Origin of the sequence: Mesorhizobium kowhaii (assembly GCF_042431665.1) — a bacterium.
In the GTDB taxonomy this organism is placed as follows: Bacteria; Pseudomonadota; Alphaproteobacteria; order Rhizobiales; family Rhizobiaceae; genus Mesorhizobium; species Mesorhizobium kowhaii.
This window is the reverse complement of sequence record NZ_JBHLYT010000031.1, coordinates 15,196-35,551: the sequence shown is the minus strand read 5'-3', so window position 1 is coordinate 35,551 and position 20,356 is coordinate 15,196. Positions and strand designations below refer to the sequence as shown.

The 20,356-nt window shown below is 60.9% G+C and carries 21 protein-coding genes and 3 pseudogenes; 23 read left to right on the top strand and 1 reads right to left on the bottom strand.

What is annotated here, in order from left to right:
• Window positions 1–174: 174 nt before the first annotated feature.
• The 3 genes and pseudogenes from ACFFNA_RS18975 to ACFFNA_RS41280 form a co-directional block, all read left to right on the top strand.
• Complete coding sequence (locus ACFFNA_RS18975; RefSeq protein ID WP_378920658.1) at window positions 175–393, top strand: HAD family hydrolase; 219 nt, start codon at window positions 175–177, stop codon at window positions 391–393.
• A gap of 210 nt (window positions 394–603) precedes the next feature.
• On the top strand, window positions 604–1,917 hold the full coding sequence (locus tag ACFFNA_RS18970; RefSeq protein ID WP_378920656.1) for a sigma-54 dependent transcriptional regulator: 1,314 nt from the start codon (window positions 604–606) through the stop codon (window positions 1,915–1,917).
• A 214-nt stretch (window positions 1,918–2,131) separates the two neighbouring features.
• A pseudogene (locus ACFFNA_RS41280) lies at window positions 2,132–2,801 on the top strand (transposase); the annotation flags it as partial.
• Here ACFFNA_RS41280 and ACFFNA_RS18955 read toward each other — a convergent pair.
• A pseudogene (locus ACFFNA_RS18955) lies at window positions 2,800–3,236 on the bottom strand (transposase); the annotation flags it as partial. The pseudogenes ACFFNA_RS41280 and ACFFNA_RS18955 overlap by 2 nt on opposite strands.
• Here ACFFNA_RS18955 and ACFFNA_RS18950 point away from each other — a divergent pair.
• The 20 genes and pseudogenes from ACFFNA_RS18950 to ACFFNA_RS18855 all read left to right on the top strand — a co-directional run.
• Window positions 3,207–3,410 (top strand): annotated as a pseudogene (locus ACFFNA_RS18950) (IS256 family transposase); the annotation flags it as partial. The pseudogenes ACFFNA_RS18955 and ACFFNA_RS18950 sit on opposite strands and share 30 nt — an antisense overlap.
• A 383-nt stretch (window positions 3,411–3,793) precedes the next feature.
• Window positions 3,794–4,756 carry an NADH-quinone oxidoreductase subunit B family protein gene (locus ACFFNA_RS18945; RefSeq protein WP_378920652.1) on the top strand — a complete coding sequence of 321 codons (963 nt, stop codon included), beginning with the start codon at window positions 3,794–3,796 and terminating at the stop codon, window positions 4,754–4,756.
• Between the two features lie 58 nt (window positions 4,757–4,814).
• Complete coding sequence (locus ACFFNA_RS18940) at window positions 4,815–6,413, top strand: nickel-dependent hydrogenase large subunit (RefSeq protein WP_095090101.1); 1,599 nt, start codon at window positions 4,815–4,817, stop codon at window positions 6,411–6,413.
• 98 nt (window positions 6,414–6,511) lie between these two features.
• A complete protein-coding gene (locus tag ACFFNA_RS18935; RefSeq protein ID WP_095090103.1) occupies window positions 6,512–6,826 on the top strand; it encodes a hypothetical protein in 315 nt (104 codons plus the stop codon).
• 18 nt (window positions 6,827–6,844) lie between these two features.
• Window positions 6,845–7,168, top strand: a complete 324-nt coding sequence (locus ACFFNA_RS18930) for a hypothetical protein (RefSeq protein ID WP_095090105.1) — start codon at window positions 6,845–6,847, stop codon at window positions 7,166–7,168.
• On the top strand, window positions 7,147–7,668 hold the full coding sequence (locus ACFFNA_RS18925; RefSeq protein ID WP_245331252.1) for a hydrogenase maturation protease: 522 nt from the start codon (window positions 7,147–7,149) through the stop codon (window positions 7,666–7,668). Before ACFFNA_RS18930 ends, ACFFNA_RS18925 begins: the two co-directional genes overlap by 22 nt.
• Window positions 7,653–7,979: a hypothetical protein gene (locus ACFFNA_RS18920; RefSeq protein ID WP_378920649.1), complete on the top strand. Its 327-nt coding sequence runs from the start codon at window positions 7,653–7,655 to the stop codon at window positions 7,977–7,979. The genes ACFFNA_RS18925 and ACFFNA_RS18920 overlap by 16 nt, the downstream gene beginning before the upstream one ends.
• A 321-nt stretch (window positions 7,980–8,300) precedes the next feature.
• Window positions 8,301–9,092: a hypothetical protein gene (locus ACFFNA_RS18915; protein ID WP_378920647.1), complete on the top strand. Its 792-nt coding sequence runs from the start codon at window positions 8,301–8,303 to the stop codon at window positions 9,090–9,092.
• 37 nt (window positions 9,093–9,129) lie between these two features.
• On the top strand, window positions 9,130–9,342 hold the full coding sequence (locus ACFFNA_RS18910; protein ID WP_095090111.1) for a hypothetical protein: 213 nt from the start codon (window positions 9,130–9,132) through the stop codon (window positions 9,340–9,342).
• Window positions 9,343–9,351: 9 nt separating this feature from the next.
• On the top strand, window positions 9,352–9,576 hold the full coding sequence (locus tag ACFFNA_RS18905) for a hypothetical protein (RefSeq protein WP_095090114.1): 225 nt from the start codon (window positions 9,352–9,354) through the stop codon (window positions 9,574–9,576).
• 1 nt (window position 9,577) lies between these two features.
• A complete protein-coding gene (locus ACFFNA_RS18900; RefSeq protein ID WP_378920645.1) occupies window positions 9,578–10,450 on the top strand; it encodes a NifU family protein in 873 nt (290 codons plus the stop codon).
• Entirely contained in the window at window positions 10,450–11,643 is a 1,194-nt protein-coding gene (locus ACFFNA_RS18895) for an NHL repeat-containing protein (RefSeq protein ID WP_378920643.1), read from the top strand. The genes ACFFNA_RS18900 and ACFFNA_RS18895 overlap by 1 nt, the downstream gene beginning before the upstream one ends.
• The gene (hypF, locus tag ACFFNA_RS18890) at window positions 11,640–14,066 is read left to right on the top strand and encodes a carbamoyltransferase HypF (RefSeq protein WP_095090123.1); all 2,427 of its coding nucleotides are present in this window, start codon (window positions 11,640–11,642) and stop codon (window positions 14,064–14,066) included. Before ACFFNA_RS18895 ends, hypF begins: the two co-directional genes overlap by 4 nt.
• A 2-nt stretch (window positions 14,067–14,068) precedes the next feature.
• Window positions 14,069–14,350: a HypC/HybG/HupF family hydrogenase formation chaperone gene (locus tag ACFFNA_RS18885; RefSeq protein WP_095090125.1), complete on the top strand. Its 282-nt coding sequence runs from the start codon at window positions 14,069–14,071 to the stop codon at window positions 14,348–14,350.
• 96 nt (window positions 14,351–14,446) lie between these two features.
• Entirely contained in the window at window positions 14,447–15,139 is a 693-nt protein-coding gene (locus tag ACFFNA_RS18880) for a D-sedoheptulose-7-phosphate isomerase (protein ID WP_095090501.1), read from the top strand.
• Window positions 15,136–16,293 carry a hydrogenase formation protein HypD gene (hypD, locus tag ACFFNA_RS18875; RefSeq protein WP_378920640.1) on the top strand — a complete coding sequence of 386 codons (1,158 nt, stop codon included), beginning with the start codon at window positions 15,136–15,138 and terminating at the stop codon, window positions 16,291–16,293. The genes ACFFNA_RS18880 and hypD overlap by 4 nt, the downstream gene beginning before the upstream one ends.
• The gene (gene hypE / locus ACFFNA_RS18870; RefSeq protein ID WP_095090128.1) at window positions 16,290–17,357 is read left to right on the top strand and encodes a hydrogenase expression/formation protein HypE; all 1,068 of its coding nucleotides are present in this window, start codon (window positions 16,290–16,292) and stop codon (window positions 17,355–17,357) included. Before hypD ends, hypE begins: the two co-directional genes overlap by 4 nt.
• The gene (locus ACFFNA_RS18865; RefSeq protein ID WP_095090130.1) at window positions 17,357–17,695 is read left to right on the top strand and encodes a hydrogenase maturation nickel metallochaperone HypA/HybF; all 339 of its coding nucleotides are present in this window, start codon (window positions 17,357–17,359) and stop codon (window positions 17,693–17,695) included. Before hypE ends, ACFFNA_RS18865 begins: the two co-directional genes overlap by 1 nt.
• Complete coding sequence (gene hypB, locus ACFFNA_RS18860; protein ID WP_378920637.1) at window positions 17,695–18,816, top strand: hydrogenase nickel incorporation protein HypB; 1,122 nt, start codon at window positions 17,695–17,697, stop codon at window positions 18,814–18,816. The genes ACFFNA_RS18865 and hypB overlap by 1 nt, the downstream gene beginning before the upstream one ends.
• A 174-nt stretch (window positions 18,817–18,990) precedes the next feature.
• Window positions 18,991–19,998: a HoxN/HupN/NixA family nickel/cobalt transporter gene (locus ACFFNA_RS18855; protein WP_378920660.1), complete on the top strand. Its 1,008-nt coding sequence runs from the start codon at window positions 18,991–18,993 to the stop codon at window positions 19,996–19,998.
• Window positions 19,999–20,356 lie beyond the last annotated feature (358 nt).

Sequence of the window (20,356 nt, the reverse complement as noted above, 5' to 3'; positions counted from 1 at the left end):
GCTGCGGGCACCCTTCCGACAGCCAGAGCCAAACGTGCGCCCATTATTCAAGCCCAAACCACCCCTTCTGCGCGCCGCGTAACCCCAGAGAAATTACCGGTCTCTCGTCGCAAATGCGGCATTGGTACCCAAGCCCGCGCCTGACATGCTCTTGTACGCACTCGCCGGCTTGGCGTGGAGCCCCGCGATGCCGTCATGGTGGGCGACAGCGCCATCGACATCGATGCAGCGCACAACGCTAGCCTGCCGGTCGTCTTCCTTCTCAACGGCTATATGAGAAGCCCCAACGAGGCCGCCGAAGCCGATCTGACTATCGCCGATCTCGGCGATCTTGCAGCCGCCATTGAAGCGATCTGGGCAGTCGGCCGACCTCGCTTTTCGAAAAGCACTTGACGCCTGATGGCCTAAACTCGCGATTGATGTCTATGTGTCCCGCTGCTAACAAGATACGCAGAGTGGAAACCATCTTTCATGGATCAGCCAGGCACGATCGTCATTCTAGCACGACCCGGAAGCGAATGGAGGTCGCCATGCGAGGTGCTTTCGGAGCGCTATGCCTATCGGGTTGTCCTTGCAAGTTCCCCTGCCGAGGCGCTTACGGCGATGAGCAGTATCCAGGTTGACTTGGCGATTGCGGAAGACGGTGGTGACGACACGAGCGGGCTTGACTTTCTAACCCAGCTGCGCGTCTCTCATCCTGACATTGTGCGCGTGTACGTAACCCCAGATTCGCACCGCGTGTCCATGCAGGCGCTGGCGCGAGCGGCGATCTACCAATTCCTTCTCACTCCACTCGACGCCGTGCAGCTTGGTCTGGTCGTAGAGCGAGCACTGGAGACTCGCGAACTGGCTCGCCGCCATCGGATTCTCGCGCGCGAGTTCAAGATCTCTGGTGCCTCGCTCATCTTCGGCGAGCGCAAAGGCTCGCCCTTTCGGCCGGAAAGCCAACGCTTCGAGAAGCTTGTCTATGTCAGTGAGAAAATGGCTGAGATGTGCGACCTGGCACGCCAAGCCGCCACCACGGAACTGCCGATCCTCATTCAAGGCGAAACCGGCACTGGAAAGGAATTGCTTGCGCGCGCTGTCCATTACAATTCGACGCGACGAACCAGTCCGCTGCTTGTGCAAAATTGCGGCGGAATGTCGGACGAATTGTTGCAGTCTGAGCTGTTCGGCCACAAGCGCGGCGCATTTACCGGAGCAATCTCTGATCGTCTCGGACTGTTTCGCGCTGCTGATGGGGGCACGGTGTTCCTTGATGAGATTTCGGAAGTGTCACCTTCGTTCCAGGTCAGCTTGCTGCGCTTCCTTCAGGAAGGAGAAGTCAAGCCGCTGGGTGCAGATAAGGTCCTTCATTGCAACGTTCGCGTCATCGCGGCTTCAAACCGTCCGCTTCATGATTTGGTCGCGCGAGGCGAATTTCGACAGGATCTCTATTTTCGACTGAAAGGTTTTGAGTTCGAAGTGCCGGCGCTGCGTGAGCGGCCCGATGACATCGCGCCGCTCGCGGAATTTTTCGCTGCCAAGCACGCGGACGCACTCAGCCGAAAAATCCTTGGCATCAGCGCCAGCGTCATCGACAAACTCTCCAATGGAGAGTTTCCCGGCAATGTGCGCGAACTCGAGAATGAAATCCGTCGTATGGTGGCGCTGGCAAAGGACGGCGAGTATCTAACGACTCGAAATATGTCGCCTGCATTGCTGAACGCCGCGCCGCGTCCCAAAGGGGATGGGGCAAGCATCTTCCAGCCGGAAGGTGTGACGCTAAAGGATCAGGTCGAAAGCCTCGAAAAGCAAATTGTCCGCCGGGCGCTCACACGTCACCACTGGAACCAAAGCCGTGCTGCCGACGAGCTCGGCCTGTCACGCGTCGGTCTTGCCAACAAGATTAAGCGATATAATCTTAACCACAATTAGGTGGTCGATCAGTACGGCACCACTGTAAGTCGAACCGTCGTCATCGCCGGTTTCCGCAATCGCGGGTATCGCCAGTCGGAGCAAAAAAGCCAGCCAAAATTCTAGGGCTTGGGCCGGAGCTATGGCGGAAACTGGGTGATGACGGTTTGAGGAGAGCGGCGTATCGAGGCGGGTGACGAAGCCTGCCAGAACCTCTCAAGGAGAGCGATACGCCATGAACAAGACTATCAACATTGTTCGCCTTCGTCAGCCCGACGAAATTGATGATCCACTGACGGATGTGCTTCGCAGCGGCGCGCGCAAATTGCTTGCGCAGGCGATGGAGATGGAAGCCGACGCGTTTCTTGCCGAGATGCGGGATCTCAAGCTTGGCGATGGCCGTGACCGGCTTGTCCGGCATGGTCACGGCCCGGAGCGGAGCATCCAGACGGGCATCGGTCCGGTGCCTGTCAGCCGGGTGAAGGTCCGGGATCGCGGCGCGACCGACGAAGCGGACCGGGTCCGGTTTTTCCTCATCGATCCTGTCGAAATGGGCGCGTCGGACGCGCAGTCTGGATGCGCTGCTTCCCGTTCTCCACCTGCGCGGCGTTTCGACGGGGGATTTTCAGGACGCTCTGGCGGCCCTCTTGGGCAAGGAGGCGCCGAACCTGTCACCCTCGGTGATCACGCGGCTGACGGCACAGTGGAACGCCGAATACGATCGTTGGCAAAAGCGCGATCTTTCGGCGCGCCACTATGTCTATGTGTGGGCGGACGGGATCTATCTGCAGGCCCGGATGGAAGACCATGCCGAATGCATGCTGGTTCTGATCGGCGCCACACCCGAGGGCAAGAAGGAACTTGTCGGCTTCCAGACCGGTATTCGCGAGGGTGCGCAAAGCTGGTCGCAAAGACGCTTTCGATGGGATTGGTAACCGACGTTCGCAGATGATCCCAGTGTTCGGCGAAGACGGCAATTGCCGTCTCGGCGGAGGCCCGGTTGGGAGCGAGATAGATTTCGCGCAGGTCTGCCTTCATGCCGGCCTGCACCGATTTCGGCACCGGGGAAATCGTAGAACGCCAGCAAGGCATTCTGATCTTTCGTCAGGCAGTCGACCGCTTTGGCATATTTCGCGTCATATTTTTCGACGCTTGTTGAGAACGTTGGCTGTCTTGTGCACCCAGCATCGCTGGTGTTTGGTGCCGGGAAGGAGCTCATCGAGCGCCTTCCAGAAGCCAAGCGCGCCGTCGCCCACGGCAAGATCGGGCGCGATCTTAAGGCCACGACGCTTGACGTCGACCAGCAGCTCGCGCCCGTTCGCCACCGCACGGTGCGTACCAAGGGCTCGCTGTCCTCGAAAACCGCCAGGCTGATGGTCTTCAAGCTGGTCATGGCCGCAGCCAGGACGTGGCGACGATTGAAAGGACAAAATCAGTTGCCGAAACTCATCGCAGGTGCCAGGTTCCTGGACGGAATCGAGGTCATCGAAACGAAGCCGCAGAGCGCCGCTTGATCAGCCTCGTCATCCAAATTCCAGCATAGCTCCTTGGGCCGATGGCGACAGTTCTTGGCGCTCCCGAGGAGCAGACCATCGGCCATTGGTGCAGCCGCTGCCGAGGCATCTGGTACGGCTATCTGCTTGAGGTCGCTTGCCCAGTCTGCGGCAACAGGCATGGCTGAGGGCCTTTCTGGCGCGGCAAGCCCTTGGCAGAGAGGTAACCTTCCTTGCACATGAAAATGAAGTATGCGCAAAGCACAGCCTCATTGCCGCAGCGCAATATATTGGTTGGCGGATTTTGCTGGCTTTTTTGCGTTTCCACAGATTGGCACGAAGGTTGCTTTTCTCCTTTTTGAACGGCTGCGCCAAAATGCAGCGTCGATCAGGATGAGGGAACTATGGCCAATCTTCTATGGCTCCAGGGCGGAGCCTGTTCCGGCAACACGATGTCGTTCCTCAATGCCGAGGAGCCAAGCGCCTGCGATCTGGTGACGGATTTCGGCATCAATGTGCTTTGGCACCCATCTCTGGGCATGGAGCTGGGCGACAACCTTAAGAAACTGCTGAGGGCGCTGACCTCCGGCCAGATGGCGCTCGATATTTTCGTTTTCGAAGGCACCGTCGTGAACGCTCCAGACGGTACGGGCGAATGGAACCGCTTTGCCGGGCGGCCGATGAAGGACTGGGTTGCCGATCTCGCCAAGGTGGCGAATTTCACAGTCGCGATTGGCGACTGTGCGACTTGGGGCGGTATCCCTGCGACGGCCCCCAATCCGTCCGAAAGCAACGGGTTGCAATTCCTCAAGCGCGCCCATGGCGGCTTTCTCGGCAAGGATTACAAATCCAAGGCTGGCCTTCCGGTCATCAACATTCCTGGTTGCCCGGCCCATCCCGACTGGATCACCCAGATCGTGGTGGCGGTGGCCACCGGGCGTGCTGCCGATCTGACGCTCGACGAGTTCCAGCGGCCAAAAACCTTCTTCACGTCCTTCACACAGACAGGTTGCACGCGCAACATGCACTTCGCCTACAAGGTTTCTGCGACCGAGTTCGGCCAACGCAAGGGCTGCCTGTTCTATGATCTGGGCTGCCGCGGGCCGATGACGCATTCACCCTGCAACCGAATTCTGTGGAATCGGCAGTCGTCCAAGACACGCGCTGGGATGCCGTGCATGGGTTGCACCGAGCCGGAATTCCCGTTCTTCGATCTGGCCCCTGGCACTGTTTTCAAGACCCAGACGGTCATGGGCGTCCCCAAGGACATGCCCAGTGGCGTCGACAAGATTGGTTACGTCAAGCTGACCGCCGCGGCCAAGGCGGCGTCTCCGCGCTGGGCTGAAGAGGACATCTTCGTCGTCTGAGCCAGTTTTGTCCCAAATTCGCTAGCGATCAAACTTCATTTCAGAAAGGTCATCGACCATGTCCGCTGCTATACAGACACTTGATATTTCACCTGTTGGCCGCGTCGAGGGTGATCTCGACGTCCGTGTCGACATCAAGGACGGTGTTGTCGTCAACGCCTGGACACAGGCTGAACTCTTTCGCGGCTTCGAAGTTATTTTGCGTGACAAGGATCCGCAGGCAGGCTTGGTGGTGACACCGCGAGCCTGCGGCATCTGCGGGGCGTCGCATCTGACCTGCGCCGCTTGGGCGCTCGACACAGCATGGAAGACCGAAGTTCCGCGGAACGCTATTGTGGCGCGCAATCTCGGTCAGATCGTCGAAAGTCTGCAGAGTTTGCCCCGCCATCACTACGGTCTGTTTATGATCGACTACACCAACAAGAATTACGCCAAGTCCAAGTTTTATGAGGAGGCCGTCAAGCGCTGGGCACCTTTCACGGGCACCAATTATGAGATCGGCGTGACCATTTCGGGACGGCCAGTCGAGATTTATGCGCTGCTCGGCGGGCAATGGCCGCATTCGAGCTATATGGTACCAGGTGGCGTAGTGTGTGCTCCCACGTTGACGGATGTCACCCGTGCCTGTGGTATTCTTGAGCACTTCAAGCGTAATTGGATCGAAGCCGTGTGGCTCGGCTGCACGCTGGAACGCTACCAAGAAATAAAGTCCTACGATGATTTCATGGCCTGGCTCGATGAACGTCCAGAACATGCCAATTCCGATCTTGGCATGTTCTGGCGCATGAGCCTCGACATCGGCGCCGACAAATACGGCAACGGCGTCGGGAAGTATGTCAGCTGGGGATACCTGCCGCACGAAGACAAGTATCAGAAGCCGACAATCGAGGGCCGCAACGCGGCGTTGATCATGAAAAGCGGCGTCTATGACGGCCACGCCGACACTCACAAGCTGATGGACCAGAAATTCACCCGCGAAGACACGCTTCGCGCCTGGTATGATGAACCGGGCGGCGTGCATCCCTTCGACCGTACAACCAAGCCGACCCGAAAAAACACCGTCGACATGGCCGGAAAATACTCTTGGGCGACCGCCGTGAGACACAACGAGGACGGTCGCCTCGAGGCAGGGCCACTGTCGCGTCAATTGATTGCTGGTGGTAGGCATGGCGAGAGCTTCCAGCATTACGATCCACTGGTTCTTGATATGTACAAGAAACTCGGTGGCGCCAGCGTCATGCTCCGCCACTTTGCCCGGATGCATGAGGGATTGGCGCTTTACCGCCAGGCCGAGCACGCATTGCGCGAATTCAAACTCAACGATCCCTGGTACATCAAGCCGACGGAGAAGGATGGTCGCGGCTGGGGTGCGACAGAAGCAATACGTGGGGCGCTGTGTCACTGGATCGAGGTGCAGGGCGGCAAGATCAAGAACTACCAGATCATAGCGCCGACGACGTGGAACGTCGGTCCGCGCTCGCAGGACGGCAACAGAGGGCCGATGGAGGAGGCTCTGATCGGGGCGCCTATCGCCGACCCGACCGATCCGGTCGAAGTGGGTCACGTCTGCCGGTCATATGATTCCTGTCTGGTGTGCACGGTGCATGCCCATGACGCCAGCACTGGCGAAGAACTCGCGCGTTTCAGAACGGCTTGATTGGAAAAAGTTCTCCTTCAACAGTCGGTATCTCGGCGTCCCGCTTATCAGGATCGCCGACCATCCCGGATGGCGAAGCTCCAGACAAGGCGAGTGAAATGAATAATGAGCAGCAAAAAGCTATGCTGCGAAAGATGGCCCATTTCATGGATAATGGGCTGAAGACGCAGACCGAACCTTTTCCGGAAACGGAAAAGGAGTTCGCAGCTATCCTTGACGAACTGCGCGCTCTCAATCCCGACGACCTGGAAGCCAAGATGGTTATCAGCGGTTTCTTCAATCGTCCCTATGGGCCGGATCGGCAGCGCTGCATGGAGTGCCTGTACTATCTGGTGCATCGCGAATGGTGTGACTTGCCAGAGCTTGCCGTGCCCGTTGATGCGGACTGGTGGTGCCGGCTCTGGCGCATCTGACATTGTGGGGAGGATGCCATGGCGCAAACGGCAGCAACGGATGCTGAGGTCCTCGAGCAGATCCGCTCGATGCTGGCAGGCGGCCTCAAGACCGAGGTTTTCCCGAGAGGTGACACCCACGAAGAGATTGCGCAGATCATCGCCCGTCTGCGAGAATCCGATGGAAGTCTGGAATCCAAGCTGGTGATCGGCGGCTTCACGCTCGAAACGATCGAGCATGGCGGCATCGAGCAACCTTGCGAGACCTGTATGTACTATCTCTTGCATCGCAAGTTCTGCGAATTGCCTGAGTTCGCTGTTCCGGTCGAACCGGAATGGTCATGCAGGCTCTGGCGGATCTGAACGGTGGCGAGATGATCGCAATCATCGGATGCGGCAACCCTAACAGGCGGGACGATGGCGTCGGCCCAGTTGTCATCGACCGGCTGAAGGCGCGCGGAATAGAACACTTAGGCGTCAAATTGTTCGATGCCAGAACAGATGGAATGTCGGTCATGTTCGCTGCGCGGGGCTGCACGACTTTGATCGTTGTTGACGCTTCCAAATCCGGAGTCGAACCAGGAACCATCCACGAGGTGCCGGGGGTGGAACTGGAGCGGGCCTATTCACCGGGGCTGAACCTGCACGATTTCCGCTGGGACGCCGCCCTCTACGCCGGCCGGCAGATTTTTCGCGATGCGTTTCCGCAGGATGTGACCGTGTTGCTGATCGAGGCGTCTGAACTGGACCTTGGCATTGGTCTTTCCGACGTGGTGGCGTGTTCGGCTGAAAAGGTCGTAGGTCGTATCGAAGTCCTGGTTGCAGCACTTATACCGGGGCAACAAGCATGTCCGGTGTCTTAATCGAGCTTAGGCGCGGCGGGCTCTATCTGTCCTGCGAGGTCTATGAGCGCTTCTTCGCGGGGCTGGAGACCGTGGTCCTTCTGCGGCGAAAGAGCGACCTGGTTGTGCTGCCTGTGCGTCACCCGGCGGCGGGCGGTTATTTGCTGAAGCGGCGCAACGGAGTTGGGGATCGCGTTGTCTTCGCCCCCGATTTTTTTCGTGAACATGGGATCAGCGATGATGCCGACTGCAAACTTGAGGCCGACTGGGATGCCGAGCAGGTAGCGCTAATTGCCAGCGAATGTTTTGCTAGCACGCATTTTGCATACTAAGTTTACTATTCGTAATTTATATAGACAGGTAGAGGAAAGTGCGTTAGCATTTTTGCCAATAAAGTAAGCTGCATCTCACGCGGTCAGTGGAGGAACCCAAGAATGAACGGCGATCGCGTTGGCGACGAAGTGCGGGCAGCGTTGAGTGTGGCGGACGATGCGGGCGCAAGTCCCTCGGAGCGAACCGAAATGCTCATGGAAATCGCCATGGGGCTGCAGCAGCGTCCGAAAAATCCCGAGCAGATCGCCGCCGCCGTTTTTCTCTACGACCGCGCCTTGGCGCTCTGCCCCGAGGACCAGCGCCTGCTTGACGCGCGTATCATGGCGCGCAAGGGCACGGCGCTTCTCGTCCTGCCGGAAGGCGGCACGCTGGCGCTGCAGCAGGCCCGCGAGGCTTTCGAGGCCGCCATCCCGCATTTCACCGATTTCGGACGTCCGGAGGAACTGGCCGAGACAGAGATGAACCTTGGTCTTGCCATCCAGAATCTCGCCGGTCAGCACAAGGCCCGCATCACCGACGCGATCTCGGCCTATCAGCGTGCTTTGCGCACCTTCGACAAGCTGCGGTTCCCCAAGGAATTTGCCATCGTGCAGAACAATGTGGCGACGGCTTTCCTGTCGATGCCGTTCACCGACTCCAGAGCCAAAATGCGGGAGGCGCTGGCCGTGCAGGCGTTCGAGGAAGGCCTGAAGGTTGTCAATCTGATCGATCATCCGACCGAGTACGCCATGCTGCAGAACAATCTCGGCAACGCACTGCAATATGCTTCATCGAGTCGTACGCTGGAAAATAATTTGCGCGCGCTTGACGCTTACGATGAGGCCCTGAAAGTCCGATCGCGTGAAACGATGCCCCTCGAATTTGCCAATACGATCGCCAACAAGGCGAACTGTGTATGGAACCTGCCGGACGATCCAGAGCATCCCGAACGTGGCAATCGAGTTAACCTGCTTCTCGCGCAACAGTATTACCAGGAATGTCGTACTATTTTCAGCCGTAGCGGCGAAGCAGAAAAATCTCGCTTCGTTGCCGAGGCCTGCGACCAGATCGGCCGCGAATTGCTTGCCGTGGCGCCCACGAACGGAACCGGCGCGCACGCGCAAACCGGGTGATGGTTATTTCATCAAGCATACGAAAGGAGAATGGCAAGTGACGGCAGTAGTACTCACAATAGGCAGCGTCGCATTGGCGCTTGCAACAGGGCTCGTGGCCTCGGGTATCGGCGGAGCCATCGGCGGCGTGGCGACCGGTGGCAAGGCTCTCGGCAACGAGCTGGCCGCTATGTTGGGCTCCTTCTATGGCCCGGTTGGCGGATTCTCCGGCGTGCTTGCTGGTATCGTCATCCTGGCTCTTGTCGGCTGAGGCGGCGCCATGTGGGAAATGGCCAAGAGCTCCATCCTCCTGTTTTTGCGCGGGAAACTGTTTTCCGAACCGTCCAAGGTCTATCGCCAATCGGCGATAGGCGCCGTCACAACAGCTGTGCTGGTCGTAGTGCTGGCCAAGCTCGGCCTGCCTGTAGCCGCAGCGACTGCGATCGCCGGCTTGATCGGGGGTGCGTTGCAGCCATATCTCTTCAAAGATCTGCGGTATCGGTGAGATGAACGCCGTCGACCTCATCCCGACTAAACGCGACGATCTCGCCGGTCTTGCCGGCGACATCCTGCGGGTCGAGGCGATCTTCGCCATTTGGGACGAGACCCAGCGTAGCGCCGTCGAAGCCTACCGGCGCGCCATCGAAGACCTGAACGGCGAGGCGCTACGCCGGCTGGTGCAGGCGCTGAAAGAAGAGCCTGCCGCGCTCGCGGCCATGAAGCAAGCGGTGACCGACGAGGTCGTCTACGCCGTGCTTCGCCGTCACAACATCTTGAAACCCAGCCTTAGCGAACGGGTGGGGGCAGCACTTGATGGCGTGCGCCCGATGCTCGCCTCGCATGGCGGCGATGTCGAACTGGTCAGCGTGAGGCCGCCGGCGATCGAGGTGCGCTTTGTCGGCGCCTGCGATGGATGCCCGGCTTCGGCCCTGACCTTTCATGCCGGCGTCAAAAAGGCCATCGAGGAGGCCTGTCCGGAGATCTCCGACATCATCCAGATCAAGAGCATGAGCAATGCGGCCGACAATGACAGCGTCCGCTTCGTCAGCCCGTTCGCGCTCGGCGCCGTCGGCGGCTGGCACCTGGTCTGCCGCCTCGACGAAATCCCGCTCGGCGGCATAAGCACCCTCGTCGTCGGCGGGCAGGACGTGATCCTGTCGCGACAGGATGCGATCGTGTCCTGCTTTCAGAATGCCTGTGCTCATCTCGGCATTCCGCTCGATAGCGGCGATGTCGAACAGGGCATCATCACTTGCCCGCATCACGGCTTCCAATACGACCTTTCCAGCGGCGAATGCCTGACAGCTCCGGAAGTGGCGCTGCAGTCACACGCCGTGCGCGTTATCGGCAATCGCGTCGAGGTGAGGCTATCATCGTGATGCGCATCTCGCTCTCGCCTGACTATCGCCGAGCCCTGCCGCCAGTTGGCATGGCACTGCCGCCGATGCTCGACCCAGCCGGCGCGCGCGTCGTACTTGGCAACCAAGTGGATGCCGACGGGCTGCCTGACTCGGTCGCGCCGAAACCGCATACGCTATTCGGGCCGCGGGGCGTCTGCTTCGCGCCGCACGAAGGGCCGTGCTTCGTTGCCGACACCGGCCATCATCGCTTGATGGTCTGGAACAAGGTGCCGGATCAAGACAATGCACCTGCCGACCTTTTGATCGGCCAGCCCGACTTCTTTTCCGAAGGCCGCAACGCGCGCGGCGTGGTCGGTGCGGCGACCTTGAACATGCCGACCGGCATTTCGACCGACGGCACGATACTCGCCGTCGCCGACGCATGGAACCACCGTGTGCTGATCTGGCGCACTCTGCCCGAGCATTCGAACCAACCGGCGGACCTGGTGCTGGGGCAGGCGGATTTTTTGAGCGGCGTTGCCAACCGTGGCGATGCCGTTGCGGCCGCCGACACGCTGAACTGGTGCTATGGTGTCACCGTCGCCGACGGACGGCTGTTTGTCGCAGACACCGGAAATCGTCGTGTGCTGGTCTGGAACTCGCTTCCTCAACGCAACGGCCAGGCCGCTGATCTGGTGCTGGGCCAGACGGATATGGTAACGCGCGACGACAACGCGTCGGGCTCGGGCGCCGCGGTCGGCATGCGGTGGCCGCACAGCGTGGCTGTCGATGACAGCCGGATCCTGGTGGCGGATGCCGGCAACAACCGCATCATGGTCTGGAACTCGATGCCCAATGTCGACGGCGCGCCATGCAGCTTCGTGCTGGGCCAATCGAGCTTCGACGGCAACGACCACAACCGTGCCGGTTACCATCCCAACTATCGCTCGCTCAACATGCCTTACGGGACGGTCGTTCACGACGGCCTCGTTTTTTGTGCCGACACCGCCAATTCCCGTCTGGTCAGCTATTCCCTTGATGATCTCGGGATGGACCGCGCCGCTTCCGGCCTCGCCGCCCAAACCAGCTTCTGCGACAAGGGCGACAATCGCTGGCGTTTCGCCGCACGCGATAGCGTCTGCTGGCCGTTCGCGCTGTCGGCGTCAGGTACAACGCTGGCGGTTGCCGACACCGGCAACAACCGCGTGCTGTTGTGGGAGGTGGCCGCATGAACACGCTGCTTTGCGTGCCGCGCACCGATCCGGCCGAAACGGTCGAGATCAGGCTGCGCGGTCGCGTGCAGGGCGTCGGCTTCAGGCCGACCGTGTGGCGGATCGCCCGCAAGCTCGGTCTCGATGGCGACGTTCTCAACGACAGCGAGGGTGTGCTCATTCGCCTGCGTGGCGCCGTGTCCGCCGTTTCCGCGCTGATCGACGAGTTACGAACATTGCCACCGCCGTTGGCCGAAATCACCGCTATCGAGACGCGTGGCTACGGTGGCACAATCGAGCCGGGTTTCGTCATCGTCGACAGCGTGGTCGGTGCGGCACGCACCGAAATCTCACCCGACGCCGCCATATGCGACGCATGCGCGGCCGAGATCGCCGACCCGTTCCTGAGCCGCTTCCGCTACCCCTTCACCAACTGCACCCACTGTGGTCCAAGGCTGAGCATCGTGCGCGCCGTGCCCTATGACCGCGCCACGACGACCATGGCGCCCTTCCCGCTCTGCGAAGCTTGTGGTACGGAATACCGCGACCCCGCCGACCGCCGCTTTCACGCCGAGGCGACCGCCTGTCATGTCTGCGGGCCGAAAGCCCGGCTGATCCGTTTCGACGGCCGCGCGCTCTCCTTTGAACAATATTCGATGCTCGACGACGTTGATGCCGCACTCGGCCTGATCCAGAAGGGCGAGATCGTCGCCATCAAGGCACTTGGCGGCTACCAGCTGGCTTGTGACGCCACCCGGCCGGAGGCTGTCGCCATGCTGCGCAAGCGCAAGCGCCGCGATGCAAAACCCTTCGCGCTGATGGCGCGCGATCTGGATGTGATCAGACGCTATGCCACGGTCAGCGACGAGGAGGCTGCCGCGCTGACAAGCCGCGAGGCGCCGATCGTGCTGCTTGCCGCCGACGGGCCGGAGAAACTGCCGGAGGCAATCGCGCCAGGTCTCGGCACGCTCGGCTTCATGCTGCCGTCGACGCCACTGCATCTGCTCCTGCTTCGCAGGATGACCCGCCCGGTCGTCATGACCAGCGGCAACCTATCGGACGAACCGCAGGTTATCGACGATGCCGAAGCGGCAAAGAAACTGTCTGAAATCGCTGCCTACGCCTTGATCCACAACCGCGACATCGCAAATCGCATCGACGATTCCGTTGTGCGCCGCATGGGTGGAAAACTGCGGGTGCTGCGCCGCGCGCGTGGCTATGCACCGGCCTCGATCGCGCTGCCGTATGGTTTTGAACAGGCGCCGGAAATCCTCGCCTATGGTGCGGAACTGAAATCGACCTTCTGTCTGGTCAAAGACGGACGCGCGGTGTTGTCGCAGCACCAGGGAGATCTCGAAGACGCGCTGACCTACGACGACTACCGCAATAACCTTGGGCTCTACCGGGATCTGTTCGACCATCGGCCGGTGGCGCTGGCGGCGGATCTGCACCCGGAATATCTCTCGGCAAAACTGGCGCGAGCGACAGCTGCCGCTGAAAACCTGCCACTGCTGGAAATTCAGCACCATCACGCTCACGCTGCCGCCTGCCTCGCCGAAAACGGCCGCGCGCTCGATGCTGCACCTGTTCTGGCTGTCGTGCTCGATGGGCTCGGCTATGGCTCGGATGGCGGCATCTGGGGCGGAGAATTCCTGCTGGCCGACTATCGCCGCTTCGAGCGGCTGTGCACCTTCAAACCGGTCGCCATGCCCGGCGGCGCGCAAGCCGTGCGCGAGCCATGGCGCAACCTCTATGCCCACCTGATGACCGAAATGGGCTTCGCCGCCTTCAAGATGAATTTCGAGGATCTCGACCTGTTCGCCGCCCTTTCTGCCAAGCCGCTTGCAACCATCGGCGCCATGCTCAAGGCTTCGCTCAATTCACCCAAGGCATCGTCCTGCGGCCGACTCTTCGATGCGGTCGCAGCCGCTGCCGGATTGTGCTTCGACCGGCAGGCCTATGAGGGCGAGGCCGCGGCTCGCCTCGAAGCCGTTGTCTGCCACAAAACCTTTGTCGAGGAAGGCGATCATCTCGCCTATCCCTTGCCGATCCCGAACCTGAAAGGCTCTGGGCTTCCTTATATCGAACCGCTCGGCATGTGGAATGCCATCCTAGGCGACCTCATCCTGAAAACCCCGGCCTCGGTCATTTCGGCCCGTTTTCACAAGGGCCTGGCGAAGTCGATCGCCGCTATGGCGCTGAAGCTGGCACGAGGTGATGAGGACGATGCCCCGCCGCGTTTTGACACGGTCGTGCTGTCGGGCGGATGCTTCCAGAACAAGGTGCTGTTCGAGCAGGTTCTCAGCAGGGTTGAGGCCGTGGATTTCAAGGTTCTGACGCACGCGAAAGTCCCTGCCAATGATGGCGGCATCGCGTTCGGCCAGGCGACCGTAGCCGCCGCTCACCTCATCGACGCCGGGCAAGTCCGGCAGAAAGCGAGCTGACCATGTGCCTCGGAATCCCAGGACGGATCGTCAAGATCGATGACCACCTGAAGAAGCTGGCGACGGTCGATGTCAGCGGCGTCAGGCGGCAGGTCAACATTGCCTGCATCGTCAACGAAACCCATTCCGTCGACGACTGCGTCGGCGACTGGGTGCTGATCCATGTCGGCTTCGCCATGAGCCGCATCGACGAGCATGAGGCCGCCGAGACCCTGAAAATTCTTACCGAACTCGGCGAAGTACAAGCCGAAATGGAGTCGATGAGGCTGTCGTCGGTGCATTAGACCGCCGTCGGCGCGCTTCAAGTTCTGTTTTTATGCACGTCGTTGTCCCAAAACCGCTCCGCACTTTTGGGCGGCATGCAAGAGGAGGACGCCAGAATGTCCAGCGAAAGCGAACTGAAAGCGCTCTATCCGTTCCTGCACGGCAAGGCGCAGGACCCGGAAAAGATGAATGCGGCTTTGCTGCATTCCGTTGCCGAGAAAGCGCGCGACACCCGCGAAACCAATGAGAGCTTCTTCGGCGGCCAGGCCGAAATCCTGGTCGCGGCCGCGCACACGCTGGCGGATGTCTACCGCAACCATGGCCAACTCTTTTCGATGGGCAATGGTGGCTCGAGCTGCGATGCTTCGCATGTCGCCGTCGAGTTCGTCCATCCGGTCACCGCCGGCCGGCCGGCGCTCGCCGCCACCAATCTCGTCGCCGACCTCGCCATGATCTCAGCCGTCGGCAACGACCTCGGTTTCGACCATGTCTTCGTGCGCCAGCTGCTGGCGCACGCCCGCAAGGGCGACGCCGTCATCGGCATTTCGACCAGCGGCAATTCGCAGAACCTGGTGTCGGCCTTCGCCAAGGTCAGGGAGATGGGCGTTCACACGATCGGTCTCGCCGGTGGCGACGGCGGTCGCATGAAATTATCCGGCACCCTCGATCATCTGCTGGTCGTGCCGTCGACCTCGATCCACCGCATCCAGGAATGCCACGTCGCTGCCTACCACATCCTGTGGGACCTCGTGCACACGCTGCTCGCCGACGAACGTGGTTCCGCCGCCGGAAAAGGAAGCGTCCAATGAAATACACCGACGAATTCCGCGACCGCGAAAAAGCAAAAATCCTGATCAAGGAAATCAACAAGCTCGCCGCCACGATCGAGATCGCTAGGACGCGTCCAATCAACATCATGGAAGTGTGCGGCGGTCACACACATTCGATCTTCCGCTATGGGCTTGAAGGCATGCTGCCCGACGCCATCGAACTGGTGCATGGGCCCGGCTGCCCGGTCTGCGTCTTGCCGATGGGCCGCGTCGACGACTGCGTATCGATCGCCGAACGGCCCGAGGTGATCTTCACAACCTTTGGCGACGCCATGCGCGTGCCGGGTTCGAAGAAGAGCCTGCAGCAGGCCAAGGCCGACGGCGCCGATGTGCGCATGGTCTATTCGCCGATGGATGCGCTGACGCTGGCCAGGAAGAACCCGGATCGTGAGGTTGTGTTCTTCGGCCTCGGTTTCGAGACCACCATGCCGTCCACCGCGCTGACCGTGCTGCAAGCTGAAGCCGATGGCATCGAAAACTTCTCGGTGTTCTGCAATCACATCACCATCGTGCCGACGATCAAGGCGATCCTCGACAGCCCCGACCTGCATCTCGACGGCTTCCTCGGCCCAGGCCATGTCTCGATGGTCATCGGCACCGCGCCCTACGAATTCATCGCCGACTTCTACAAGCGGCCGATGGTCGTCGCCGGCTTCGAGCCGCTCGACGTGCTGCAGTCGATCTGGATGGTGCTGAAGCAGATCAAGGATGGTCGCGCCGAGATCGAAAACCAGTATGCCCGCATCGTGCCTGAGGCCGGCAACAACGCGGCACTTGCCGCGGTCGGCAAGGTCTATGAACTGCGTGAATTCTTCGAATGGCGAGGGCTTGGCTCCATCGACCATTCCGGCGTCAAGGTGCGCGACGACTACGCCCGCTTCGATGCCGAGCGCAAATTCGCCATTCCCGGGGTCAAGATCGCGGACCCGAAATCCTGCCAATGCGGCGAGGTGCTGAAGGGCGTCATCAAGCCATGGCAGTGCAAGGTGTTCGGCATCGCCTGCACGCCGGAAATGCCGCTCGGCGCGCTGATGGTTTCGTCCGAAGGCGCTTGCGCCGCCTACTACCAGTATGGCGGCGTCAAGAAGCACACGGCGGCCCGGCCCGATGCCAGCGTGGCGGCCGTGTCATGAACGTGCGGCCACCGCCACCCAAGCGCGTGCTGGGGGGCGTTTTCATCCCGACCGTGACGCTTGCCCATGGCGGCGGCGGCAAAGCGATGAAGGATCTGATCGACGACGTGTTCATCAGCGCCTTTGCCGGCGCGGCACCTGAGGTTCTGGAGGACCAGGCCCGTTTCGATCTGACAATGCTGGCGACTCATGGCGACCGCCTCGCCTTCACGACAGACTCTTTCGTGGTGGATCCGCTGTTCTTTCCGGGCGGCGACATCGGCAAGCTTGCCGTCTACGGCACCGTCAACGACCTCGCCGTCGGCGGCGCAAAGCCGCTCTATTTGTCCTGCGCCGTCGTCATCGAAGAAGGCATGCAGGTCGAGACGCTGCGCCGCATAGCGCTGTCGATGGCCGAGGCCGTGCGCGAGGCCGGCGTCAGCATCGTTACCGGCGACACCAAGGTCGTGCAGCGCGGCGCATGCGACAAGATCTTCATCACCACCACCGGCATCGGTGTGATCAGGCCAGGCCTCGAACTCGGCATTGATCACGTGAAGCCGGGCGATGCCATCCTGGTCAATGGGCTGCTCGGCGACCACGGCGCGGCGATCCTGTGCGCACGCGGCGACATGGAGCTGGAAACCTCGATCGAAAGCGATTGCGCGGCCTTGCACGGGTTGATCGAGGTGCTGCTGGCAGCCGCACCCGGCACGCGTTGCATCCGCGATGCGACGCGCGGCGGTGTCGCCACGGTCCTCAACGAGATCGCCGACGCCTCCGGTGTGTCGATCGAGATCGACGAAGCTTTGACGCCGCTACGCGAGGAAGTGCGCGGCTTCTGCGAGATCCTCGGTCTCGACCCGCTCTATCTCGCCAACGAAGGCAAGATCGTCGTCGTCGTGCCACCTGAGGAAAGTGCGGCGGCACTTGCCGCTCTCTCCGGCCATGCGCTGGGCCAGGGGTCATCGATCATCGGCCATGCCGTGCGCGGCGAGGCAGGGCGCGTCACCATGCAGACGGTATTCGGCGGCCGGCGCATCGTCGACATGCTGGTCGGCGAACAATTGCCGCGGATTTGCTGATGCACGAGCTCGGCATCACCCGCAACATCGTCTCAATCGTCGAGGAAGCGGCGAAGGGCCGCCGTGTCAAACGGGTGACGCTCGACGTCGGGCAATTCTCCGGCGTGATGCCCGACGCTATCCTGTTCTGTTTCGACATCGTCGCCAAGGGCACGCTGCTCGATGGCGCGCTTCTCGACATCCAGAAGATAGCGGGGCGGGCGCGTTGCCGGAGTTGCGGCGGGGCCTTCGACACCACCACGCTCTACCAGGCCTGCGCCTGCGGCTCCCGCGCCATCGACCGGCTGGCGGGTGAAGAGCTGAAAATCCGGGAAATGGAAATCGAGGAGGCTCCCTGATGTGCGGAACCTGTGGTTGCGGCTCGAAGGACGAAACGCGAATCCTCGACCTCCAGACCGGCAAGGAAACGGCGCTGGGCAACGCGCATGATCATGCCCGTCCGCATGACGACGGCATGCAGCATCGGCACGACCACGGTCATGAGCACAGCCACACTCACCCGCACGACCACGACGACGGTCACATCCATGATCACGAACATCCGCACTGCCACTCTCATGCGCATAGCCACGGCCATGAGCAAGGCCACGACCACCGGTCGGACCACGTGCATGAGCATCACCATCATCACGATAATGCGCATGGCGATGCGGAATTGCATGAAGCCGGTCACGATCATTCCCACGGTCATCACGACTACGCCGATGGCCATCACGATCACTCGCATGATCATGGCCATGACCATGACCGTGACCGTGACCGTGACCATGGTCACAGCCACAACCAAGGCCACAATCTGGTGGTCGAGCTTGAGGCGCAGATACTTGCCAAGAACGATATGCTCGCCGCGAAGAATCGGGGTTGGTTCGCCGGCCGCGAAATCCTGGCGCTGAATCTGGTCTCCTCGCCCGGCTCCGGCAAGACGACGCTACTCGAGCGCACCATCCGCGACCTTAAGGACAGGATGCCGATCTCGGTCATCGAAGGCGACCAGGCGACTGCCAATGACGGCGAGCGCATCCGCGCCGCCGGTGCCGCCGCTGTCCAGGTCAACACCGGCGCCGGCTGCCATCTCGAAGCCGATATGATTGCCAAGGGCCTTGCCGAGTTGAAGCCGGCAGTCGGCTCTGTGGTCATGGTCGAGAATGTCGGCAACCTCGTCTGTCCGGCAATGTTCGATCTCGGCGAGCGCGCCAAGGTCGTCATCCTGTCGGTGACCGAAGGCGACGACAAGCCGCTGAAATACCCGCATATGTTTCGAGCGGCGGAGATCATGGTCATCAACAAGACGGACCTGTTGCCGCATGTCGATTTTAATGTCGAGGAGGCCATCGCCAATGCGCAAACGGTCAATCCGCAGATCAGGGCGATCCAGGTCTCGGCGAAAACCGGCGACGGGCTCGCCAGCTGGTACGACTGGCTGCAGGGTGAGGCGGCTCAAGCGCGGCTTGCAGGTTAAGCGATATCACAATGCCTCGACACGAGGCTTGCCATCACATCATCGGATCGAGAGGACGAAGTCATGAAGGACACGATCGTATCCGCTTTGCCGCCGACACAACATGCGCCGGCGGGTCATGGACTTCCCAATCCCTTCGACGATCGGCCAACTCGGGTGAGAACCAGGGCGGCGATGACCTACGTCCTGCTCATCGCCGCCAACATCACGGCATGGGTATGGGCGTGGATCGCCTTTGCCGATCGGCCAGCGCTGCTCGGCACCGCACTGCTCGCCTATATGTTCGGCCTGCGCCATGCCTTCGACGCCGACCATATCGCGGCGATTGACAATGTCGTGCGCAAGCTGACGCAGGAAGGCAAGGCGCCCTACTCGGTCGGCCTCTTCTTCTCGCTCGGGCACTCGAGCATTGTCATCGTGGCCTCCATCGCCATCGCCGCAGCAGCGACAATGATGCAGTCCAGGCTGGACGAATTTCATAGCATAGGCGGCGTCATCGGCACCGGCGTGTCAGCGCTGTTCCTGCTGGTGATCGGCATTGCCAACCTGTTTATCCTGAGAGGCATCTGGGCGGCGTTCTCTCGCGCGCGGCGCGGCGAAAAGGTCGTCGACGAAGACCTCGATGCGTTGCTTGCCGGTCGCGGCTTCATCGCCCGCATCTTCGGCCCGCTGTTCGGCATCGTCTCGCGCTCATGGCACATGTATCCGATCGGCTTCCTGTTCGGCCTCGGCTTCGACACCGCCACTGAAATCGGCCTGCTCGGCATTTCGGCAACCCAGGAGGCGCAAGGAATGTCGTTCTGGTCGATCCTTGTCTTTCCAGCACTCTTCACCGCTGGGATGTCGCTGATGGACACGACCGACAGCGTCCTGGTGACCGGCGCCTATGGCTGGGCTTTCGTGAATCCGATCCGCAAGCTGTGGTACAATCTTACCATCACGGCGGCGTCCGTGGCCGTGGCGATCTTCATCGGCGGCATCGAGGCGCTTGGCCTGATTGCCGACAAGCTCGGCCTCGAAGGTGGGATCTGGGGCTTCGTCGGCGCGATGAACGACAACCTCGCCAATTTCGGTTTCGCGGTTGTCGGCATCTTCCTCGCCAGTTGGCTGATATCCACTGCGGTATACAAGGCGAAGGGCTATGACAGCTTGTCGGTTCGGCAAGCCCGATTGGATCGATGACTTGCAACAAGTTGATCCATGATGTGAGGTTCGTCGGCATATAGGCAGGCATTGCGCCGGCGGATGGCCGGGGAAGGCCCTGGAGCCACAGGAAGACCTCCATGGTCTTCCATGCGTCTTGCCCGCCCGAGCCAAGCCGATTTGGGGTCAGCACGGCGTTGAGGCCAGAGCGCCCGCCGATCTTCTGACGAGAGCGCGACTGCCTGCGTCCTCGTCGCGCACATCCGAACCCACGCGACGCCTCGCAAGGCCTCGTCGTATCATCAGGATCCAAGTATCCATGATCATGAAGGACAATTAGCCCAAAGCCTAAAAGCTAATTTGACTAACTCTAGACGAACTGTTGAAGACATTTTCC